Source organism: Pseudobutyrivibrio ruminis DSM 9787 (genome assembly GCF_900218035.1).
Classification (GTDB): domain Bacteria; phylum Bacillota; class Clostridia; order Lachnospirales; family Lachnospiraceae; genus Pseudobutyrivibrio; species Pseudobutyrivibrio ruminis.
The window spans coordinates 77,966-97,386 of the sequence record NZ_OBMR01000002.1 but is presented as its reverse complement, the minus strand read 5'-3'; the positions used below and the strand labels follow the sequence as shown (position 1 = coordinate 97,386).

The 19,421-nt window shown below is 35.7% G+C and carries 27 protein-coding genes; 22 read left to right on the top strand and 5 right to left on the bottom strand.

Translation table 11 applies throughout. The features are described 5' to 3' along the window. Positions 1-95: 95 nt before the first annotated feature. The 22 genes from CRN97_RS00475 to CRN97_RS00380 all read left to right on the top strand — a co-directional run bounded on the left by CRN97_RS00475 (position 96) and on the right by CRN97_RS00380 (position 15,542). Positions 96-464: an amidohydrolase gene (locus tag CRN97_RS00475; RefSeq protein ID WP_143483222.1), complete on the top strand. Its 369-nt coding sequence runs from the start codon at positions 96-98 to the stop codon at positions 462-464. A 57-nt stretch (positions 465-521) separates the two neighbouring features. Next, positions 522-1,046, top strand: coding sequence for a 2'-5' RNA ligase family protein (locus CRN97_RS00470; RefSeq protein ID WP_097075457.1), 525 nt, complete (start codon positions 522-524; stop codon positions 1,044-1,046). Positions 1,047-1,515: 469 nt separating this feature from the next. After that, positions 1,516-2,874, top strand: a complete 1,359-nt coding sequence (locus tag CRN97_RS00465; protein ID WP_097075456.1) for a sugar ABC transporter substrate-binding protein — start codon at positions 1,516-1,518, stop codon at positions 2,872-2,874. Between the two features lie 113 nt (positions 2,875-2,987). Beyond that, a complete protein-coding gene (locus tag CRN97_RS00460; protein ID WP_097075455.1) occupies positions 2,988-3,884 on the top strand; it encodes a carbohydrate ABC transporter permease in 897 nt (298 codons plus the stop codon). A 12-nt stretch (positions 3,885-3,896) separates the two neighbouring features. After that, the gene (locus CRN97_RS00455; RefSeq protein WP_097075454.1) at positions 3,897-4,742 is read left to right on the top strand and encodes a carbohydrate ABC transporter permease; all 846 of its coding nucleotides are present in this window, start codon (positions 3,897-3,899) and stop codon (positions 4,740-4,742) included. 94 nt (positions 4,743-4,836) lie between these two features. Then, the gene (locus CRN97_RS00450) at positions 4,837-5,823 is read left to right on the top strand and encodes a LacI family DNA-binding transcriptional regulator (protein WP_097075453.1); all 987 of its coding nucleotides are present in this window, start codon (positions 4,837-4,839) and stop codon (positions 5,821-5,823) included. Between the two features lie 41 nt (positions 5,824-5,864). Then, on the top strand, positions 5,865-7,337 hold the full coding sequence (locus CRN97_RS00445) for a glycoside hydrolase family 32 protein (protein WP_097075452.1): 1,473 nt from the start codon (positions 5,865-5,867) through the stop codon (positions 7,335-7,337). Positions 7,338-7,579: 242 nt separating this feature from the next. Beyond that, complete coding sequence (locus CRN97_RS00440; RefSeq protein ID WP_097075451.1) at positions 7,580-8,143, top strand: HD domain-containing protein; 564 nt, start codon at positions 7,580-7,582, stop codon at positions 8,141-8,143. A gap of 33 nt (positions 8,144-8,176) precedes the next feature. Continuing rightward, positions 8,177-8,776 (top strand): hypothetical protein, encoded by a 600-nt coding sequence (locus CRN97_RS00435; protein WP_097075450.1) that lies wholly within the window; start codon positions 8,177-8,179, stop codon positions 8,774-8,776. Further along, positions 8,769-8,897 carry a hypothetical protein gene (locus CRN97_RS14300; RefSeq protein WP_272867637.1) on the top strand — a complete coding sequence of 43 codons (129 nt, stop codon included), beginning with the start codon at positions 8,769-8,771 and terminating at the stop codon, positions 8,895-8,897. Before CRN97_RS00435 ends, CRN97_RS14300 begins: the two co-directional genes overlap by 8 nt. Before the next feature lie 28 nt (positions 8,898-8,925). After that, positions 8,926-9,303, top strand: a complete 378-nt coding sequence (locus CRN97_RS00430) for a hypothetical protein (RefSeq protein ID WP_097075449.1) — start codon at positions 8,926-8,928, stop codon at positions 9,301-9,303. Beyond that, positions 9,254-9,646 (top strand): hypothetical protein, encoded by a 393-nt coding sequence (locus CRN97_RS00425; RefSeq protein ID WP_097075448.1) that lies wholly within the window; start codon positions 9,254-9,256, stop codon positions 9,644-9,646. Before CRN97_RS00430 ends, CRN97_RS00425 begins: the two co-directional genes overlap by 50 nt. Position 9,647: 1 nt before the next feature. Continuing rightward, a complete protein-coding gene (locus CRN97_RS00420; RefSeq protein ID WP_074792306.1) occupies positions 9,648-9,902 on the top strand; it encodes a TIGR04076 family protein in 255 nt (84 codons plus the stop codon). A 29-nt stretch (positions 9,903-9,931) separates the two neighbouring features. Beyond that, the gene (locus CRN97_RS14075) at positions 9,932-10,090 is read left to right on the top strand and encodes a hypothetical protein (RefSeq protein ID WP_179670630.1); all 159 of its coding nucleotides are present in this window, start codon (positions 9,932-9,934) and stop codon (positions 10,088-10,090) included. A 107-nt stretch (positions 10,091-10,197) separates the two neighbouring features. After that, the gene (locus CRN97_RS00415; protein WP_090165670.1) at positions 10,198-10,410 is read left to right on the top strand and encodes a hypothetical protein; all 213 of its coding nucleotides are present in this window, start codon (positions 10,198-10,200) and stop codon (positions 10,408-10,410) included. Between the two features lie 114 nt (positions 10,411-10,524). Next, positions 10,525-10,968, top strand: a complete 444-nt coding sequence (locus CRN97_RS00410) for a GNAT family N-acetyltransferase (protein ID WP_090478953.1) — start codon at positions 10,525-10,527, stop codon at positions 10,966-10,968. 30 nt (positions 10,969-10,998) lie between these two features. Continuing rightward, positions 10,999-11,301, top strand: a complete 303-nt coding sequence (locus tag CRN97_RS00405; RefSeq protein WP_207653192.1) for a nucleotidyltransferase domain-containing protein — start codon at positions 10,999-11,001, stop codon at positions 11,299-11,301. Between the two features lie 288 nt (positions 11,302-11,589). Then, positions 11,590-12,024 (top strand): Rrf2 family transcriptional regulator, encoded by a 435-nt coding sequence (locus CRN97_RS00400; protein ID WP_029070341.1) that lies wholly within the window; start codon positions 11,590-11,592, stop codon positions 12,022-12,024. 91 nt (positions 12,025-12,115) lie between these two features. Next, positions 12,116-12,469: a cupin domain-containing protein gene (locus CRN97_RS00395; RefSeq protein WP_097075446.1), complete on the top strand. Its 354-nt coding sequence runs from the start codon at positions 12,116-12,118 to the stop codon at positions 12,467-12,469. Positions 12,470-12,534: 65 nt separating this feature from the next. Beyond that, the gene (locus CRN97_RS00390) at positions 12,535-13,233 is read left to right on the top strand and encodes a radical SAM mobile pair protein A (RefSeq protein WP_097075445.1); all 699 of its coding nucleotides are present in this window, start codon (positions 12,535-12,537) and stop codon (positions 13,231-13,233) included. Further along, positions 13,209-14,132, top strand: a complete 924-nt coding sequence (locus tag CRN97_RS00385; protein WP_022755164.1) for a radical SAM mobile pair protein B — start codon at positions 13,209-13,211, stop codon at positions 14,130-14,132. Before CRN97_RS00390 ends, CRN97_RS00385 begins: the two co-directional genes overlap by 25 nt. Before the next feature lie 345 nt (positions 14,133-14,477). Beyond that, a complete protein-coding gene (locus tag CRN97_RS00380; protein WP_097075444.1) occupies positions 14,478-15,542 on the top strand; it encodes a tyrosine-type recombinase/integrase in 1,065 nt (354 codons plus the stop codon). Between the two features lie 19 nt (positions 15,543-15,561). Here CRN97_RS00380 and CRN97_RS00375 read toward each other — a convergent pair whose 3' ends face one another. The 5 genes from CRN97_RS00375 to CRN97_RS00355 form a co-directional block, all read right to left on the bottom strand. Further along, the gene (locus tag CRN97_RS00375) at positions 15,562-16,476 is read right to left on the bottom strand and encodes an RluA family pseudouridine synthase (RefSeq protein ID WP_097075443.1); all 915 of its coding nucleotides are present in this window, start codon (positions 16,474-16,476) and stop codon (positions 15,562-15,564) included. Next, positions 16,469-16,999, bottom strand: a complete 531-nt coding sequence (gene lspA, locus CRN97_RS00370; RefSeq protein ID WP_044934390.1) for a signal peptidase II — start codon at positions 16,997-16,999, stop codon at positions 16,469-16,471. The genes CRN97_RS00375 and lspA overlap by 8 nt, the downstream gene beginning before the upstream one ends. Beyond that, a complete protein-coding gene (gene aroB, locus CRN97_RS00365) occupies positions 16,999-18,090 on the bottom strand; it encodes a 3-dehydroquinate synthase (RefSeq protein ID WP_097075442.1) in 1,092 nt (363 codons plus the stop codon). The genes lspA and aroB overlap by 1 nt, the downstream gene beginning before the upstream one ends. Positions 18,091-18,167: 77 nt before the next feature. Beyond that, on the bottom strand, positions 18,168-18,680 hold the full coding sequence (locus tag CRN97_RS00360) for a cell division protein SepF (RefSeq protein WP_074790535.1): 513 nt from the start codon (positions 18,678-18,680) through the stop codon (positions 18,168-18,170). 17 nt (positions 18,681-18,697) lie between these two features. Continuing rightward, positions 18,698-19,402, bottom strand: a complete 705-nt coding sequence (locus CRN97_RS00355) for a YggS family pyridoxal phosphate-dependent enzyme (protein WP_097075441.1) — start codon at positions 19,400-19,402, stop codon at positions 18,698-18,700. Positions 19,403-19,421 lie beyond the last annotated feature (19 nt).

Sequence of the window (19,421 nt, the reverse complement as noted above, 5' to 3'; positions counted from 1 at the left end):
TGACTAAAAATATTCTCAACAACGTATTGAGTATAATCGGTATAATAATTGCGATTATTCTCACTATACCATTATTATTTATATGTTTTATATTAATGCTCACATTTTTACAAGGCGACACAAGAAGAGTTAATGAAGTTTTTGTATCACCTGACGGGTCGTATCAGGTTGAAAGTATCAATAACTCTGCCGGAGCAATGGATTCCGGTGAGAGTTTCCTTTGCATCGAATTTGCTGAAGATGTAAAAAAATATTCAGTAGAAGAGAAAAAGCCAGCAAAAAAAGCAATAGAACTCGATGGTATTCATAGTACTTATGGGGCCGATTACGACATTGAATGGACTAGTAATACATGCTTTACTGTAGAATGGACAGATTGGAAAGCCGAACATATTGTTGATGTGGAGATAGATGGCAAAGAATATACAATAGTGTCAGAGCAGACATTAGAAGACGAGAAATAGGATAATCTCTAAAGCAAATTGAGAATCATAAATCAGATAATCATGTAAGAGGTGTAAATGTATTTAATATCAGCATATTTTGATAAAAATACAACTGAAAAGCTTCAGGAATATATTTGCAAAATAGCAGAGGCATCAGGTAATAGTTTTATGCTAGATAATAATGTGCCGCCACATATGACGCTAACCGCAATAGAAGCTAGAAGCATAGATATACTGGTGCCTACTTTTGAAAACCTTAATAACAAATTACATGGCGGTGATATATCAATAATATCTGTAGGCCAGTTTATGCCGAAGGTAATATATGCAGCGCCATATTTAAACCAGTACTTGTTTAATCTTCAGCAGGATATATGCGAAGCTTTTGCTGATATTCCGGAAACAACTATAAGTAACTACTATAAACCGCTATCATGGTTGCCTCACATTACACTAGCTAAAACCTTAAATAAAGATCAAATGGCTAAAGCTATAATGTGCATGAGCGATTTTAAGGAGCTAAACGCTCAAGTAGTACGTATAGGCCTTGCAAAGGTTAATCCTCACCAAGATGTTAGCGAGATATCCTTGAAAAAATGACATTTATTAAATAAGGTTAGACACAACTAACTTTTAGCGATATAATAAATATAGAGATAGAAGAGGAGGTGTTTACTATGACACTTATTCAGATTCTTTCGATTATATTTATTGTTGGAGCTTTAATTTGGCAGCAATATTATTTACGCAAACATAGACATTAAAGAAATTGAAGAAATACCAATGACAAAAAACAATGTTCTAAACGACATCTTTTTTATCGGTTATGTGTACTCCCCATTTATGAGAGAATAATGCATAAAATGGGGAGTATTTTTTTGTGTAGTATTTGAGCAAAACCTTAAGTGAAAATATTTGACATACAATAATGGATTGGTGTATTTTATAAGCATAGAAGATATGGAACGGGTTCCATATAATATTATAATGACGCAGGACCGGGCTGCGTTTTTTATTGAGGGGATATGGAACGGGTTCCATATATGTTTTTACACTAGGAGGAGAAAAAATGAAAAGAAAAATTCTTTGCTCAGGTCTTGCCATTATGATGGCTTCATCTCTTATGGCGTGCGGATCTTCACAATCTACAAGTGGAGATGCCAGCACAGGTACTGAAGGCGCAACACAAGGTGATATGGACGATGCCGTAATTACTATTTGGTCACCAAGTGATAAAGAATCTATTGAGAATTGGTGGGCAGAAAAGATTGACGAATGGAACACAGCTCATCCAGACATGAAGGCAGCTCGTGAGGCAATTGATCGTTCAGATTCATATGCATATGATAATAAAATCGCAACAGCTGTAACATCAAATAGCCTTCCTTCAATATTCTTTGTAGACGGACCACAGGTTTCATACTATGCAGCTAATGGACTTATTGTTCCAATCACCGATTATTTTAGTGATAGTATTGATGATTTTGATCCTGCAACACAGGCTCAATGTACATATGATGGTGAATTATATGCAATATCAGCAACACAGTCTGGTGTAGCATTCTACTACAACAAGGATTTGTTAAAGGAATGTGGTGTTGATACTGATGACTTGGATTCAAGAACAATTGATAATCCAATAACATGGTCAGAAATGGCAGAAATTGCTGAGAAATGTACAACAGATAGTTATGTAGGAACACATATTATTATGGACCACGGCGAGGGTATTCCTTATGCTCTTGAGCCAATGTATATTTCAGAAGGTAAGGACTATATTTCAGATGATGGAACTACAGCAGATGGCTATGTAAATAGTGACGAATCTGTAAAGACAACTGCATTTCTTGCAGACCTAATTGCAAAGGGTTATGCAAATGTAGATCCTATTACAGATGAATTCTTAAATGGCGCATGCGCTACTGAGTTAGGTGGTTCATGGGATGTAGCTACACTTGAGGCTAATGCAACTTTCGATTGGGGCGTAACATATTATCCAGTTGCTGATGATACTCATAAGGCTGTTTCTCCATGTGGAGACTGGTCAGCAGCTATTTCAAAGGATTGCGAGAATGTAGAGGCTACAGGTGAGTTCCTTAAATGGTTAATGAATACAGAAAATGTTGCTTCATATGCAGATGCAATTGCTAAGCCTGCAACTAGAGCATCAGCTTATGATGAGGAATGTATGGCTTCTTATGCAGAAGGACCAAGAGCTTTATTCGTAGAACAGCTTCAGAATTCAGCTGCTCCTCGTCCAAGAACTCCATCATATGCAACTTTCTCAACAGATTATGCAGAAGCAATGTCAAATATCTTCTCAGAGGCTGCTTCGACAAAAGCTGTTGATGAATCATACATTAAAGAACAGTTAGATTCTGTAGCAGACAGTTTTGCTGAAGATTATAACACTTACTACGCAAATTAATTAGTAAGGCTTGATGATACTATATTAAAAGTCGCATCAATTATGGTGCGACTTTTATATAGCATAGTTAGTGGCTTAACAGTAAAGGAATTCTAAAAATAGGAGCAATACCGATGGCAAAAACAGAGCAAATGTCTGGAAGAAAACGGGATGAACGAATTGCTGGATATGTTTTTTCATTGCCTGCAGTAGCATTACTGATAGCGTTTTTAGTTGTACCGATTATATATACAGTGTACTATTCAGTATTCCAGTATCAAGTTATGAGACCAAACGATATAACATTCATTGGTTTTGAAAACTATCACAAATTGATTACTGATTCTGACTTCTGGATTTCATTAAAAAATACTTTTTATTTCACTATTGTAGTTGTGCCAGTCCAATGTGCATTAGCATTGATATTGGCAATGCTAGTATCTAAAAAATTTAAAGGTGTAGCAATATTTAGAACTATGTATTTCAGTCCACAGTTGACATCTATGGTTGTAATTGCTGTTCTTTGGACTGTTTTATACAACTCTAATCCTAATACTGGATTAATTAATGCGTTATTAGTAAATCTTGGTCTTGAACCAATTAACTTTTTGACCAATGAGAGAACAGCGATGAATTCAATCATCTTTATGTCTGCATGGCAAGGAGCAGGCTACCAGATGATGATTTTTCTTGCAGGATTGCAGGGCATTCCAAGAGATCAATACGAAGCTGCCTCAGTTGATGGTGCAACACCTTGGCAACAGTTTTGGTTTGTCACAATACCAAATCTTAAAGGAACAATTAAGTATGTCATTATGATTACTATGATTCAGGCGATGAAGCTATTCACACAGCCATATGTAATGACACAGGGCGGTCCAAGAAATTCCACAAAAACCATGGTGTATTACATCTACACCCAGGGATTTCAAAAAGGAAATTTTGGATATGCCTGTTCAGTTGCAGCTGTATTCTTTGTGATTGTTGTGGCAATGTCGTTAATTATGCAAAAAATAACATCAGAAGAATGAAAGGAGTAGCTTATGAAATCTTTAAAAGCACAGAAAGCACTTCAGAAAATTCTATTCTATGCTGGTAATACAATAATTGGAATTATCTTTGTTTCTCCTTTGATTTGGATGATTTCAGCATCGTTAAAACCAGAAGCAAAAATATTTGCTAACATGAATTCAATACAGACTTTTGTTCCTGAAGATGCAAGCTTTGATAACTTTATTGAGGTTTTCAGACGAGTTGATTTGATGAACGTGTTTGAGAACACTATCACATATATTTTGCTTATTTTAGTATTTGATTTATTAATCAATTCAATATGCGGATATGCATTGGCAAAATTTCGTTTCAAAGGAAGAAAGCTAATTCTTAGCTTTGTAGTTGCATTAATGGTAATGCCAATGGAGGCAATTTTGCTTCCAATGTACATTGAAATGTCACAGCTAGGTTGGGTAAATTCACTGCCAGCATTGGTAGTTCCATCAATTGCAAAATGCTTTTCAATATATATGTTTTACAACTTTTTCAAGGATATTCCTGATGATTTATTGGAAGCAGCTTCAATTGACGGTAGTTCACCAATCAGAACTTTCTTTAGCATTGTAATGCCTATATCAAAAACGGTATATGCTACAGTATTTATTTTGGATTTTGTTGCTCATTGGAATGATTTCATGTGGCCATTCTTGATAATGACAGGTAAGGAAAATCGCACTATACAGCTTGCAGTTCAGTCATTTTTTGGAACACAGCCTGTACATTATAGTGCTATCATGGCATCACTGGTATTATCTGCAATTCCTATGATAGTTATGTTCATATTTATGCAGAAATACTACGTTGAAGGTATAGCATCTTCGGGTATAAAAGGATAAAAAATAAATATAATAAAAGCAATAAATTAACTTGAAAATTTGCCCAAAAACAGATATCTTAAACTAAAATATCCACATGAAAGGGTAAGAAATTATGGCGACAATTAGAGATGTTGCGCAAAAAGCTGGAGTAGGTGTAGCAACTGTATCTCGTGTACTTAGTGAAAATGGGTATGTAAAAGAGGAAACAAAGCAAAAGGTTATGGAGGCTATCCGTGAACTTAATTACACCCCAAATGAGATTGCTAGAAATTTATATTATAAAAGAACAGGTATAGTTGCAGTTATCATCCCTCAGATTTCTCATCCTTTTTTTGCAGAATTCGTTGATAAACTGGTAGTAGAGCTGCTCGCACATAATTATAAAGCTATGATTTGCAATACATGGTCAGAGGAAAGCTATGAGCTACAGTACTTTGATATGTTAAAACGCAATATGGTTGATGGTATAATCTGCGGTACTCACTCTGTTACTAATGAAGAATATTTTAATATCAATCGTCCTATTGTTGCTTTAGATCATACATTTGGTCGCGGTATACCATGCGTGTCAGTAGATCATAAGGAAGGTGGACGCCTTGCGGCGATGGAATTAATACAGGCTGGCTGTAAAAATGTACTACAGTTTCGTGGCTCCTCAAACGTGGATTCACCAGCGTCATTAAGACACGACGTATTCGAAAAAATAATACGTGAACACGGACTTGGTTATCAGGAAATTATTACAGATATGAATGATTTATCTGAAGCAACAGCAGACAGAAATGCATATGAATTCTTCGAAAAATATCCTGATGTAGATGGCATATTTGGAACGGATTTCACGGTGATGTCTGCTATGAAAAGAGCTCATGAGCTGGGAATTGATATTCCAGGAAAGCTAAAAGTAGTAGGTTACGATGGAACAAAAATTAGTAGATTGGCTAGCCCTGGATTGACTACTGTATGTCAGCCTATTGGTGATTTGGCCAAGCAATCAGTGAATATTATGATGGATTTAATAAACGGTAAAACTATTGACAGTAGTGATGTACATTTATCTGTTAGTTTACATCGTGATCAATCAACAGCTATTAACTAATCTGATTTAGGCAAATTTATAAAAACGATAATGGAGTTTTTATGAATAGTAAATCATTAATTAAGGCACGAGAGTATGAACTACAGGAAGAGGCTAAAGTCAATGTAAATGACAGAGCAGCCTTTCACCTTACTCCTAGAGTTGGATGGATGAATGATCCTAATGGATTCTCCTATTATAAGGGAAAGTACCATTTATTTTATCAGTATTATCCATATGATACTAGCTGGGGACCAATGCATTGGGGGCATGCTTGCACAGAAGACTTTATTAAATGGGAATATTTGCCAGCCGCATTGGCGCCAGATCAAGAGTATGACGATTTTGGTTGTTGGTCTGGTAGTGCTGTAGAGTTAGCTGACGGAACTCATGCATTGATGTACACAGGCGTAGTTGAGGATCCTCAAACAAAAGAATTTACCCAGACACAGTGCTTAGCTGTGGGAGATGGTATTGACTATATAAAGCTTGAAAATAATCCTGTTATAGATGGTTCGTTGCTCCCAGAGGGTGGTAGCAGAGCGGATTTTAGAGATCCTAGAATCTGGTACGACAAGGACGATCAATTATATTATTTGGTCGTGGGAAATAGAACAGAGGATGGCAGTGGAGCCATCTTATTATTTCAAAGTCCTGATGTGAAGCAATGGGAATATGTAACAACCTTGGATCGTAGTGATAATAAATATGGAAAAATGTGGGAATGCCCAGATTTCTTTTCGTTGGATGATACACAGGTTTTGTTAGTTTCACCTCAGGAAATGCGAGCTCAGAAATTAGAATTTCATAATGGAAATAATTCTATTTGTCTTTTAGGTAGTTACAATAAAAAGAAACACAAATTTGAACGTGAGCGCGTTCAAAGCGTTGATCAGGGGCTTGATTTTTATGCTCCTCAAACGGTGGAGACACCTGATGGCAGAAGAATACTTATAGGCTGGATGCAATCTTGGGAATCAAGTAGAAATCAACCCCATGACAATAAGTTCTTTGGAACTATGTCAATACCAAGAGAGCTATCTATTAAAGATGGAAGGCTTTTGCAGAAGCCTGTTAAGGAATTAGAAAAGTATCGTGATAATCGAGTATCTTATCAAGGTGTGACATTCAAGGAGCCTATGCAATTAGATGGTATTAATGGGCGAATTCTTGATATGGATATTTGCTTACAAATGCCAGAGGCAACAACCAATGATGTGGTTACAATTGCCTTTGCAAAAGACCATGAAAATGAGACTATAATACAGTATTTTCCCCACAGTGGATTATTACGATTTGATAGAAATAACTGTGGATTTGACTGCGACATTCTCAATGTAAGAGATGTTGAAACAACCCCTTATAAATTGAAGCTACGGATTCTATTAGACCGTTACAGTTCAGAAATCTTCCTCAATGAAGGTGAACGAGTACTTTCAAATACTTTTTATACACCTATTCAAGCAACAGATATTACATTCCATGCGACATCAGAAGCATATATGGATATTACTAAATGGGATTTGATGCTGTAACCAAAAATATAGTCATTTTCACTCTTCATAATTCTCATATATAAATCAGAGGTGGAAATTCGCTAAAAAGTGAATTTCCACCTCTGTGTTTTTTCTATATGCAGATTGTTTTAACATGTATATATGAAACAAAAATGAGAAATATGGTAATTAAAACTTTTATTTAGCTTTCTAATCAACTAAAATAAAGGCATTAACAAATCGAAATTTGTAGGACAGGCACAACGAATGGGAGGATAACTATGGATGCTAGAGAGTATTTGGAAATATTGCATGTTGCGGAAAGGCTAAAAGATACCCCAAGACATTGCACAACAACAAAGCGCAGGACAGAAAGCGTAGCTGAACATAGTTGGCGCATTTCGCTTATGGCTTTTTTGTTAAGACACGAATTTAAAGATATAGATATAAATAAGGTAATTGATATGTGCCTTATACATGATCTTGGCGAGTGCTTTACAGGCGATATCCCAACTTTTGTAAAGACTGACTCTGATAGAGAAATTGAAGATTCATTATTAAATCAGTGGGTAAAAACGCTTCCTGCAGAATTATCTGAAGACATAGCGGCACTTTATAAAGAAATGGATGCACAAGAAACTAAGGAAGCTAAGCTTTATAAATCACTAGATAAACTAGAAGCCTTGATTCAGCATAATGAATCACCACTTGATACTTGGTCTGAAAATGAGTTTGAACTCAACAAGACCTACGCATTCGATACAGTAGCGTTTTCCTCTTGGCTTACAGAATTGCGAGAGGTAATTTTAGAAGACACTATGAAAAAGATAGAATCTGGGAGTTAAACAACTATCTTTTATATATGAGGACAATAAATAATGAAGCAACAATTAAAGATATTACTTGTAACCATGTTATCCGTTTCATTGTTCACTGCATGTGATGAAAAAAAGGAAGATTTTTCAGATAGTATTCCAATCATTAATAGTTGCTCTTTTTATGGAAATAGCGACGGAAATGATTCTTCTCAAATAATTCCTTATTCGTCCACTCACAAGATGAAATATACATTAAATGATTGCTACAAAAGAAACGATTATTATGAAGCTGTTTTTCGCTCTTATGAAAATATTTTAGGATATAGTGAATATTATGAAATAGAGCAGGTAAATTATACTCTTGATGAGTTGATGGAAAATAGAGTAGAACACTATCATTTCATTGTTATGGATGCAGAAGATCCTTGTTTGCCAAATATTAACAATGACTACAAAACGCTAGTCTTTGATGTTGAAACTGGAGATTATTGGGCTGGTACAAATATTCAGAGTTTAAATATTTATGGTAAATGCCAAAACAATGACTATGATGCTGACTCACAATTGATAAGTTACGTGGAAGGATACTGGGAATTTCCTGAATATGATAATTTCTACGAATATCTAGCATCAATGGATTGGTTAAAAAAGGATGATTAGCGGAAATTTTGGAAAAGGTGGCTATGATCCATATACCAGTGACAATCATGGAATAGTAGAATATCATCATATGGATGAAACTGGTGAACACTACTTAGATAGTTGGACTGAAGCATTTTAGTATAGAGATTTTTGGATGGGGGATGTTTATGACAGATGTATTTACAGATATTATCATACGGATTGAAGGGTGGGGATATGTACTGATTCCTGCTTTTTGCATTATTATGATGGTCCTTTTGCGTAAGAGATGGATCTACTCTCTTTGCACGGTTGCAGTGACTGTCTTTTATGCATGGGTGGAGCTAAAGTTTATAAATTACAGGGCCCAGTTTTCTACTGATGTTGGGGGCATAGCACTTGCGCAGCTTATTTTCCCTGGGCTGTACATCATTTTGGGACTTGTTTTTTTTACTTATAGGTCTCATTGTCTTGACGAAAAAGAAAATTTGACTATCGTTCAACAAGGAGAAAAAAGTGTCAATTCAAGGATTAAATCAAGCAGACAAAATAATCTCAATGGCTAAAGAAGGGGCTAACTGGAAAAAAATGCCTCAAAAAAAAGGTCCTAGAAAGAAAAAATACAAAGGATCTGAAAAATATATATGTAATAAATATGGAAAAACAATAGTAGTATATAGTGATTACAATCCAGCTGAAATATTCTGGAACCCTTTAAATCTTTTATTTTTGATTCCATTTATACCAATTATGGTTTTTCTAACTCTTGGGTATTATAAATACTTGAATGATAGCAAAGGCATATTATTTCTCATTTTGGATATTATTATTTTTATTTTATCTCTATGGACAATAGATATTTCGTTGCTAATAAAATATTTTAGATATAAAGATTTTAAGGAGGCTTGAAGTGAATTATACAGATAATAAGGTAAAGGTTACAGTGGTAGAAAGTCATTGCCCAAAGTACAAAGTAGGAGATGTTATTCGCTTTATAGGTAGTGACCTTGATAAAGATAACAGCGATAAGGTTTGCATGGTTGCAATGCAGGCAATATATCCTTTCATTTATGCATTTAGAAGAGGGGGAAATTTAAAAAATGGACCTTATCAGTGTATTGATTGCGGAGAGACTGTAGTATTTAATATAGAAATTGAATCATAAAAATAGAAATTTAACGGAATTGCAGTAGCATGAAACATCAAAAATGTTGGATTGAATATGAAAACTATGAGCATGGCGGAAGATTCGAATCAAAGTTTGATAATGAGGAAGAAGTTATATTGGAGTTACTTGATGATGTAAAAGGGAAAGCATTGTTAAAAGTACGCTACGATAGGATGCATTCATAATAAAAAGGACCATATCACTGCAGCCATTGCATACATATGGAGATTTTAGTAGCTTAGGGCAAATGTATGGCTTATTGCTAATTAAAGTTATATATGGAGATAATAGGATGAAAAAGAAAGAACTATTAAAGATAGTAGGTTGCTTTGTATTAATTTGTTTATCATTTTTTGTCGCTGCAAGGTATTATTTTGAAAATAATACAATCTGCACTATATGCTGGATTGTCATTGGTTCAAGAAATGTATTTGAGCTAGTCCGCCGAATCAAAAATTCAAAGAAAGAAGATTATGAAATAAATTCAAATAATCATGCAGATTAAATGATATGAATATACCTATATTTTTATATAAATGACAAAGATAAATTCAAATTTGTAGATTAAATTAAGTGGAAGTTATTATGCAGAAAATTAACTAGAAGGAGATAACAAGAATTGGGAACTTTTGATGTAAAAGAATGTAATGATATTGAGGTGGCAAAAGCATTATTCATTGAGTATTCTCAGATAAAAGGTGCCGAGGGATGCTTTGTTTCTTTTGATAAAGAATTGGCCGATTTAAATAATTTTTACAAGGGTGGAGCAATTCTCATTGGTTATGAAAATGGTAAACCTGTAGGCTGTATAGCTATAAAAAAAGTAGATGTCACAACCTGCGAAGGAAAACGATTGTTTATTAAACCAGAGTATCGTGGGAAAGGGTATGCAAGAGTTCTACTTAATTCCATGATAGAAAAGTCGCGAATGCTTGGGTATGACCAACTGACATTTACTACTAAACCAGAAGTAATGAAAACAGCCTATGAATTATATAAGCGTATGGAGTTTGAGGAATTAGGCTGTGAAAATGGAACGGTATCTATGAGAATAGTATTATAGGGCTTAATATAATCAATTAGGAGTAACACAATGCTTACAGAATTACATGAAAAAGTATTGCTAAAGATATGTATGCTATTACATGATTCCGGTAAGGATGTTTGCTGGGGATTAACAGGAAGTACATCTTTTGCACTTCAGGGGATGGATTATGAGCCTCATGATATAGATATTCAGACTGATGAAGCAACGGCTTATATCTTAGGCAAGTTGTTAAAGGGATACGAGGTACAGCCTGTAACCTTTAGTGGTAATGAAAAGATTAGATCTCACTTCGGAAAGTTTTTAGTGGTGGAATGGATATCAGGTTCCGGTGTTGAAACTTTCATATGAAGCTGAAGCCTATAGAAAGCTGGGACGTTTAGAGAAGGCAGAGCAACTAGAACGATTTGCACGGGAAAGACAACTTCATATTTGTCTGACTAAATAAACATATCATTTAACGATACCGTCACTTCCAGAGGTAAATGCAAAAAATCCTATATACCATGATTTTACAAAGGTTACTGCAAAAAATGTGGTAGCCTTTTTTAGTTGACAGGAACGGAAAAATAGTATCTTGTTGTGACTATTGTAACTACAACGAAAATGATTTAAGATAGAGTCGATGGAGGTGTCAGAATGCAGATTTCAAGCAGATTTACAATAGCGGTTCATGTGCTTATAGCAATTGAAACATTTAAGAATGACCATAAAATCACCAGTGAATTTCTTGCGTCCAGCGCAAATGTAAATCCGACGGTAATCAGAAGACTCTTGCAGCAGCTGAAGAAGGCGGAGATTGTAACAGTGAAGCGGGGAAGCGGCGGTGCCGATATAGAGAAATCCTTGACGGAGATAACGCTTCTGGATGTTTACAATGCTGTGGAGCCTGTCGAAAATGGACAGTTGTTTCATTTCCATGAGAATCCGAATGAGTTATGCCCTGTGGGACGTAACATTCACAGGATCATGGATCACAGGCTTGAAGAAATACAGAATGCCATGGAAGATAAAATGCGGCGAATAACCATAGCTGATGTAATGGCGGATGCGAACAAGCTGATAGAATTTTAAAAAGTTTTGTTGTAACACTTGACGTCACAACGGGGGTGGTGGTACACTTCTGTTGTATCAATCAATATCACAACAAATGGAGGTATCAGAAATGTCTAACTATAGTAAGGTAAGTGTTGCAAGCAATCCGAGAACTGAACTACATGATCAGCTGGGACTTACAGGGGCTGAGATCAGCATCAACCATCTTCCGGCAGGTGCGAGTGTTCCTTTTGCTCATTATCATAAGACCAATGAAGAGATTTACATCATTCTTTCCGGCAAGGGAAAAGCGGTAGTTGACGGTGAGGATATAGAGCTTTCTGCCGGTGATATCGTGCGTATTGCGCCGGATGGGAAAAGACAGTTCTTCGCGGCAGATGATTCTGAGATCAGCTATGCCTGTATCCAGGTGAAGGCAGATTCTCTTGAAGCGTATACCGCCGACGATGCAGTAATCGAGTAAGTATGAGTTTTAAAGTTGTGGGCATTTCTGCAAGCAGATGTCCATAACTTTTTATGTGGAGAGCTATGAGTATTTGTATTAAAGATCAGATTCAGAACATGAATCTTGTTATAGGATGCACTGTTGGATGTCCGTACTGCTATGCCAGAAACAATACGAGGCGTTATCACATCATAGATGATTTTGAAAAGCCACAGTTTTTTCAAGGAAAGCTTCGTATGATGGAAAAGAAAAAGCCGCAGAATTTTCTGCTGACCGGCATGAGCGATCTCTCGGGCTGGCATGAGGAATGGAGAGAGGAAGTCTTTAAAAAGATAGCAGAGAATCCTCAGCACCAGTTTCTTTTTCTTACCAAACGACCGGATCTTCTGTCTTTTAAAACAGATCTTGATAATGCATGGTTTGGCGTTACAGTTACGAGAAAGTCTGAGTTATGGCGTATTGATGCACTGCGGGGCAATGTTAAGGCAAAAAAATATCATGTTACCTTTGAGCCTTTGTTCGATGATCCGGGTAAGGTTGATCTTACAGGCATTGACTGGATTGTGGTGGGAACCATGACAGGTGCAAAGAGCAGGACTGTTAAAACAGATCCCGAGTGGGTTTATTCATTGACAGAACAGGCTCATGAACTGAAAATTCCTGTATTCTGGAAAGAAGATCTTGTTCCGATTATGGGAGAAGAAATGATACAGGAAATGCCGGATGCTTTTAACAAAGTGTTGGAGGAACAGAGGATATGGAACAACCAGAAATCAAAGTAAATCATATAGAAACAAAAAGTGTAATGACAAAATCGAATACTCCTATTGGAGGATATTCGGTGAATCCCTATGTGGGGTGTCCCCATGCCTGTAAATACTGCTATGCATCTTTTATGAAACGCTTTACAGGGCATACGGAGGAATGGGGAACTTTCATGGATGTGAAAGACTGGCCTGAAATAAAGAATCCAAAGAAGTATGCCGGTCAGAAAGTAATCATTGGAACAGTTACGGATGGTTATAATCCGCTAGAGGAAACATATAAAAATACAAGAAGACTTCTAGAAGAACTAAAGGACAGTGGTGCGGACATACTTATCTGTACAAAGTCAGACCTTGTACTAAGAGATCTGGATCTGCTAAAAGAGATCAATGAAAATAGCAGACTTACAGTATCATGGTCAATCAATACTCTCGATGAAGAGTTTAAAGATGATATGGATGCGGCAGTAAGCATAGAAAGAAGGCTTGCTGCAATGAAAGAGGTATATGCGGCAGGCATTCGTACAATTTGCTTCATTTCACCCGTGTTCCCGGGGATTACGGATATAGAGGCAATCATAGACAGGACAAAAGATCAGTGTGACCTTGTATGGCTTGAGAATCTAAATCTTCGTGGAGGGTTTAAGGCAGATATCATGAAATACATTTCCGATAAACATCCGGATCTAGTGCCACTGTATGACGAAATCTATAACAAAAAGAACCGCAGCTATTTTGAAGCGCTGGAAAAGAAAGCAGAAGAGCTGGCTAAAAAGTATGATTGCAGGTTTGTTGATAATGAAACTCCGTATGAGAGAGTAGAGAAAGGACATCCAACAATCGTAGATTACTTTTACCACGAAGAAGTAAGAGGAACTGCTAATAGTGGAAAGAGAAATGTAATACATAATCCTTGATTGAAGAAAAAAACCGGAAGTTAATCGCACAAATTCAAGTTTGTCTAACTAAATAAACATACTATAAGGAGCTGGTTTAGCTCCTTTATTTATGCATATTATTTCCAGAACTAAATGCAACAGTAATGTATGTTTTGCTTTTACCTGTAAAAATTTGCATTAAGTATCGGAATTTTGCATTTAATAAAAAAAGTTACTAATATCACTTGATAAAAATCGCAGAAGAGAGTAAAATGTATCTATCGGATAAACATCTGTTTATCCGATAGATAGTGTTAAAAAAGGCCGAAAATACGGCATTTCTATCTATCCCCTGTTTTTCAAATTTTTGGGAGGATTTACAATATGGGTAAAGATTCACAGTTCTATAAAGACAAAACAAAGAATCAAAAAATCAAATTACGTGAGTTAATCTCACAGCTTCCTAAGTGTGCTTCTGATTATATTTATTCTAAGGAACATACAACTCAGCCTAGCACCTTAATTTCATATTCATATGATCTACTAACTTTTTTTCGATTTTTAGGAGCCTCCAACCCTACAATTGATGGTTCAGACCTCAAAAAAATTGATTACGGCGTTTTAAATAAAATTACAGCTGATGATATTATTGAGTACCAACGTTACTTAGAATTAAATGTTGTAGGTGAACAACACGAAAATGATAAAAAAGCAATTGCTCGTAAAATGTCTCCATTACGCGGTATGTTCAAGTATCACTATACCAGACACAATATTGACGATGATCCAACGGCTACAGTTGAATTACCAAAGCTCAAAAAAGACAAAAACATCATTAGAATGAACAATTATGAGGTTCAAGCAATTCTAGACGCCATTGATAACGGAACTGCCTATACATCTGAGCGCCAACGCATGTATAATCAAAAAACACGTGGCCGCGACCTGGCAATCCTTACTTTGATGCTAAATACTGGAATCCGTGTCAGCGAATGTAATGGCCTGGATTTAAATGATGTAGATTTTCATGTTAATTCTTTAACAATCGTTCGAAAGGGAGGCGGACAGGACGTTATCTACTTCAATCAGGAGGTTGCAGACGTTCTAAAAGACTATATAAATGGCGAACGCCAATATATAAATCCTATAGAAGGCCATGAAACTGCTCTCTTCTATTCCCTTCAAGGAAAAAGAATTAGTGTAGATGCAATTGAAAATCTTGTTAAGAAATACGCCAAAATAGTGGTTCCAAACAAAAAAATCACGCCTCATAAGCTACGAAGCACCTATGGCACTGCCCTCTATCGTGAAACCGGCGATATCAGGCTTGTAGCTGATGTACTAGGCCACGAAAACATTAATACAACTATCGACTACTATGCTGCTATTGAAGATGAGCACAAGCGACAGGCCCGTAACGCAGTAGATTTCCGAAGAAAAGATACATAAAAAATGGTATAGGAATTTCCTATACCATTTTTCTATATTTATTAAGTAAATCTTCAAAATAAGCAGGCAACGGAGCATCTACTTCAACATATTCTCCAGTAGTAGGCTGAACAAATCCAATTGTTTGAGCATGAAGCGTTTGCCCCTGAAGATTCTTAACTGGCTTTCCATAGACATCATCCCCAAGCAATGGATGGCCTATATGAGCCATGTGAACACGAATCTGATGGGTTCTTCCGGTTTCTAGCTTAAACTGTACATAAGAATAGCCTTTATATTGTTCTAAAACCTTGAAATGAGTGATTGCCTCTCGACCATCGCTTACTACAGCCATTTTCTTTCTATCTTTTGGATTTCGCCCAATTCTAGCATTTACAGTGCCTTCGTCCTCTTTAAAATTCCCAATAACGATTCCCTTATATATACGATTTACTGAATGCACTTTAATTTGAGCTGCAATATCATTATGAGCTTTATCGTTTTTGCAAACTAAAAGCGACCCCGTAGTATTCATATCTATTCTATGTACAATTCCTGGTCTAATTTCTCCATTAATTCCAGATAATGAATCTTTGCAATGATACATAAGTGCATTAACAAGTGTACCAGAATAATGACCTGGAGCTGGATGCACAACCATTCCCTTAGGCTTATTAACAACAATTACATCCTGATCCTCGTAAAGGATTTCAATAGGAATATCCTCAGGCTGAATATCTATCTCTTTTACAGGCTCGATGCTTACAACAATATCATCACCAAGTTTGGTCTGATATTTAGACTTGACCTGTTTTCCATTAACTAAAACAAAGCCACTATCAATGGCTTTTTGATAGTAGCTTCGTGATTTCTCAGGTAATGCTTGAGCTAAATATTTATCTATTCTGACTCCACAATCTGCAGAATCCTCAATTGATAAAGTAAATTCATCCATTCTTTGTAATCTTTAATCCTTTTTTAATATCATCTAAATCTTCATCTGTATAATACCACATAATAAGAATTAACAGTAAAATAACAGAGACTGTAACGTAGCAATCTGCAACATTAAATACAGGAAAATTAATAAGGGAAAAATAAATAAAATCAACAACATAGTTATTCATGATTCTATCGATATAATTGCCTATAGCTCCTGCAATCAAAAACACAATAATATAATCTAAAGCCTGGTATTTCTTAGTCTGAGGCATCTTTACCAAAATATAACAAAGAGCCACAAGAAGAATCGGTGTAATAATTGCAAATACAATCTGCTTTCCCTCTAAGATTGAAAAAGCTGCGCCTGTATTCTCCAAATAATGCAGCTGCAATACATTTGGAATAAGAATTATATCTGCTTTATTCATAAGATGTCTCACAGCCAAAACTTTAGTAAACTGATCGAGAGCAATAAGTAAAACTGTAAGTATTAAACTATAAAGCAATGAAACTGATTTTTTATATTTGTAAAACATTAAACTAGCACCTTATCTATAGCCCAAAGCAAATCTTCATCGGAAAAATCCAAATATGAATCGGCCTGACCTACCGCCTTTAATATAGTAAATTTAATCTTGTTCCCAGTCATTTTTTTATCTGACTTGGTAGCTGCAAGAACTTCTGTCGGATTCAAACCATCTACACTAACAGGAATATCAAACTCCTTCAAAGTCTCAATAATATCAGAAACCTCATCATCCGATACGCAAGATAATTTGTTAGATAAATAAATTGCTGAGACCATACCAAGTCCAACACACTGTCCGTGTCCCAATGTAAAATTCTTAAGCTTCTCAATAGCATGGCCAATGGTGTGACCAAAATTAAGATACGCTCTGATACCTTTTTCCTTTGGATCAATTTCTACTACATGGCCTTTAATTCCACAGCACTTTCCTACAGCATATGCCAAGGCATCATAATTGCGCTCTTTTAACAAAGTAGAATTAGCCTTAAGCCAATTATAGAAATCCTTATCAGCAATAAGAGCACTCTTTACAACTTCACCCATACCACAAATAAAGTTATTATCATCCAGTGTATTTAAAGAACCAATATTCATATAAACAAGCTTAGGCATATAGAACGCACCAACCATGTTTTTATATTGATTGAAGTCAACTCCTGTTTTGCCACCTACAGAACTATCAACTTGAGAAAGCAATGTAGTAGGAACTTGAATAAAATCAATGCCTCTTAAAAAAGTAGCCGCAGCAAAGCCAGTTAAATCACCAACAACACCGCCACCCAAAGCAACAAGCAGGGAGTTTCTGGTAAATTTATGGTTTATTAAATGCTGATATAACATATTAACAATACTAAGATTCTTAGATTCTTCTCCAGCATCAAAGCTAAATGAGTATACTTCCGAATCAGCATTCTTAAATCCTGATATAATTTCATGTAAATATAGCTTAGCTACATTGGAATCCGTAACAATACAAATCTTATCGTATTGATGGTTTACTTCTGAGTTAAATACATTTATTAAATCAGAAAAATCTGGTCTAAATACAATTTTATAACATGGCTTGTTCTCGTAATTGATTAGTAATTCTTGAAGCATTTTATTCTCCCGTAATGATCAAAAGCAAGTCAACATAAGTCAAAAGAAAAAGCACCAGATAATCTGGTGCTTAAAATTTAAAAGCCTGTTTGAATTCCTGTAAAGTCAAAGGCATCAACGATTCCTGCTAAATCACCAGATAGCTCAACTCCTGCAGGTGTGATAATGAAGATGTAATCTTCGATTCTCTGAAGGTTACCATCGATTGCATAACATGTACCACATGTGAAATCAATGATGCGCTGAGCAACTCCTAAATCCAAACCTTTCATATTAAGTAAAACGGTTCTATCAGCTAAAAGTGTCTCAGAAATCTCTCTGGCATCCTCAAATGAAGATGGCTTAATAACACAAACCTCCATAACGGTTCCTTTCCCTTTATTTCTCATAGGTGTAATCTTTGGAGCTGGTTTAGCAGCTCTAGTCTCTTTTTCAGAAGGCTTGTTCAAAACTGGACGTCTTTCTTCGTCTGAATTCTTTCCGAATTTGTTGAAGAAGGATTTATCCTCTTCCTCATCATATAATTCATCATCATCATATTCGTCGTAGTCGTCACTAAGATGCATCGCGTCAAGCATTCTTTCAAACATAACATACTCCTCTTTATTTAAATATTATAGTTTCTCTCGCCGAAGATTGCTGTACCTACACGTACATGAGTAGCACCTTCTTCTATGGCAACTTCAAAATCATTTGTCATTCCCATAGATAAAATTCTCATATCTACATTATCAAGGTTTTTACTTGCTATGTCAACCGATAAAGCCTTTATTTTGTTAAAAATTGGTCGATTTTCTTCAGAAACCACTACATTTGGTGCTATAGTCATTAATCCTTCGATGTGAACATTCTCCAAATGAGAAATTTCTTCACAAAGCTGTAATGTTTCTTCAAGCTTAACACCAAACTTTGTAGATTCGTTAGCTGCATTTACTTCGATAAGAATTGGTACAACTATTCCATGTTTTTTAGCCTGAATATTAATCTCTTCAGCTAATCTGTAACTATCTACAGAATGAATAAGCTTAACCTTATCTACAATATATTTAACTTTATTACGCTGGAGGTGACCGATTAAATGCCAATCAATATCATTTGGCATCTCAGGAATCTTTCCTGTAAGTTCCTGAACTTTGTTCTCACCAAAGCTGCGAATACCTGCGTCATAAATCACCTGCAAATCCTCTACAGGCTTTGTCTTACTAACTGCAATAAGAGTAACTTCCTCTCTTGCTCTACCAGCTCTCTTGCAAGCAGCCGCAACTCTTTCTTCTACATTTGTTAAATTCTCTTTTAATTCTTGTTCTCTCATTCAAAAGCTCCTTAATTAA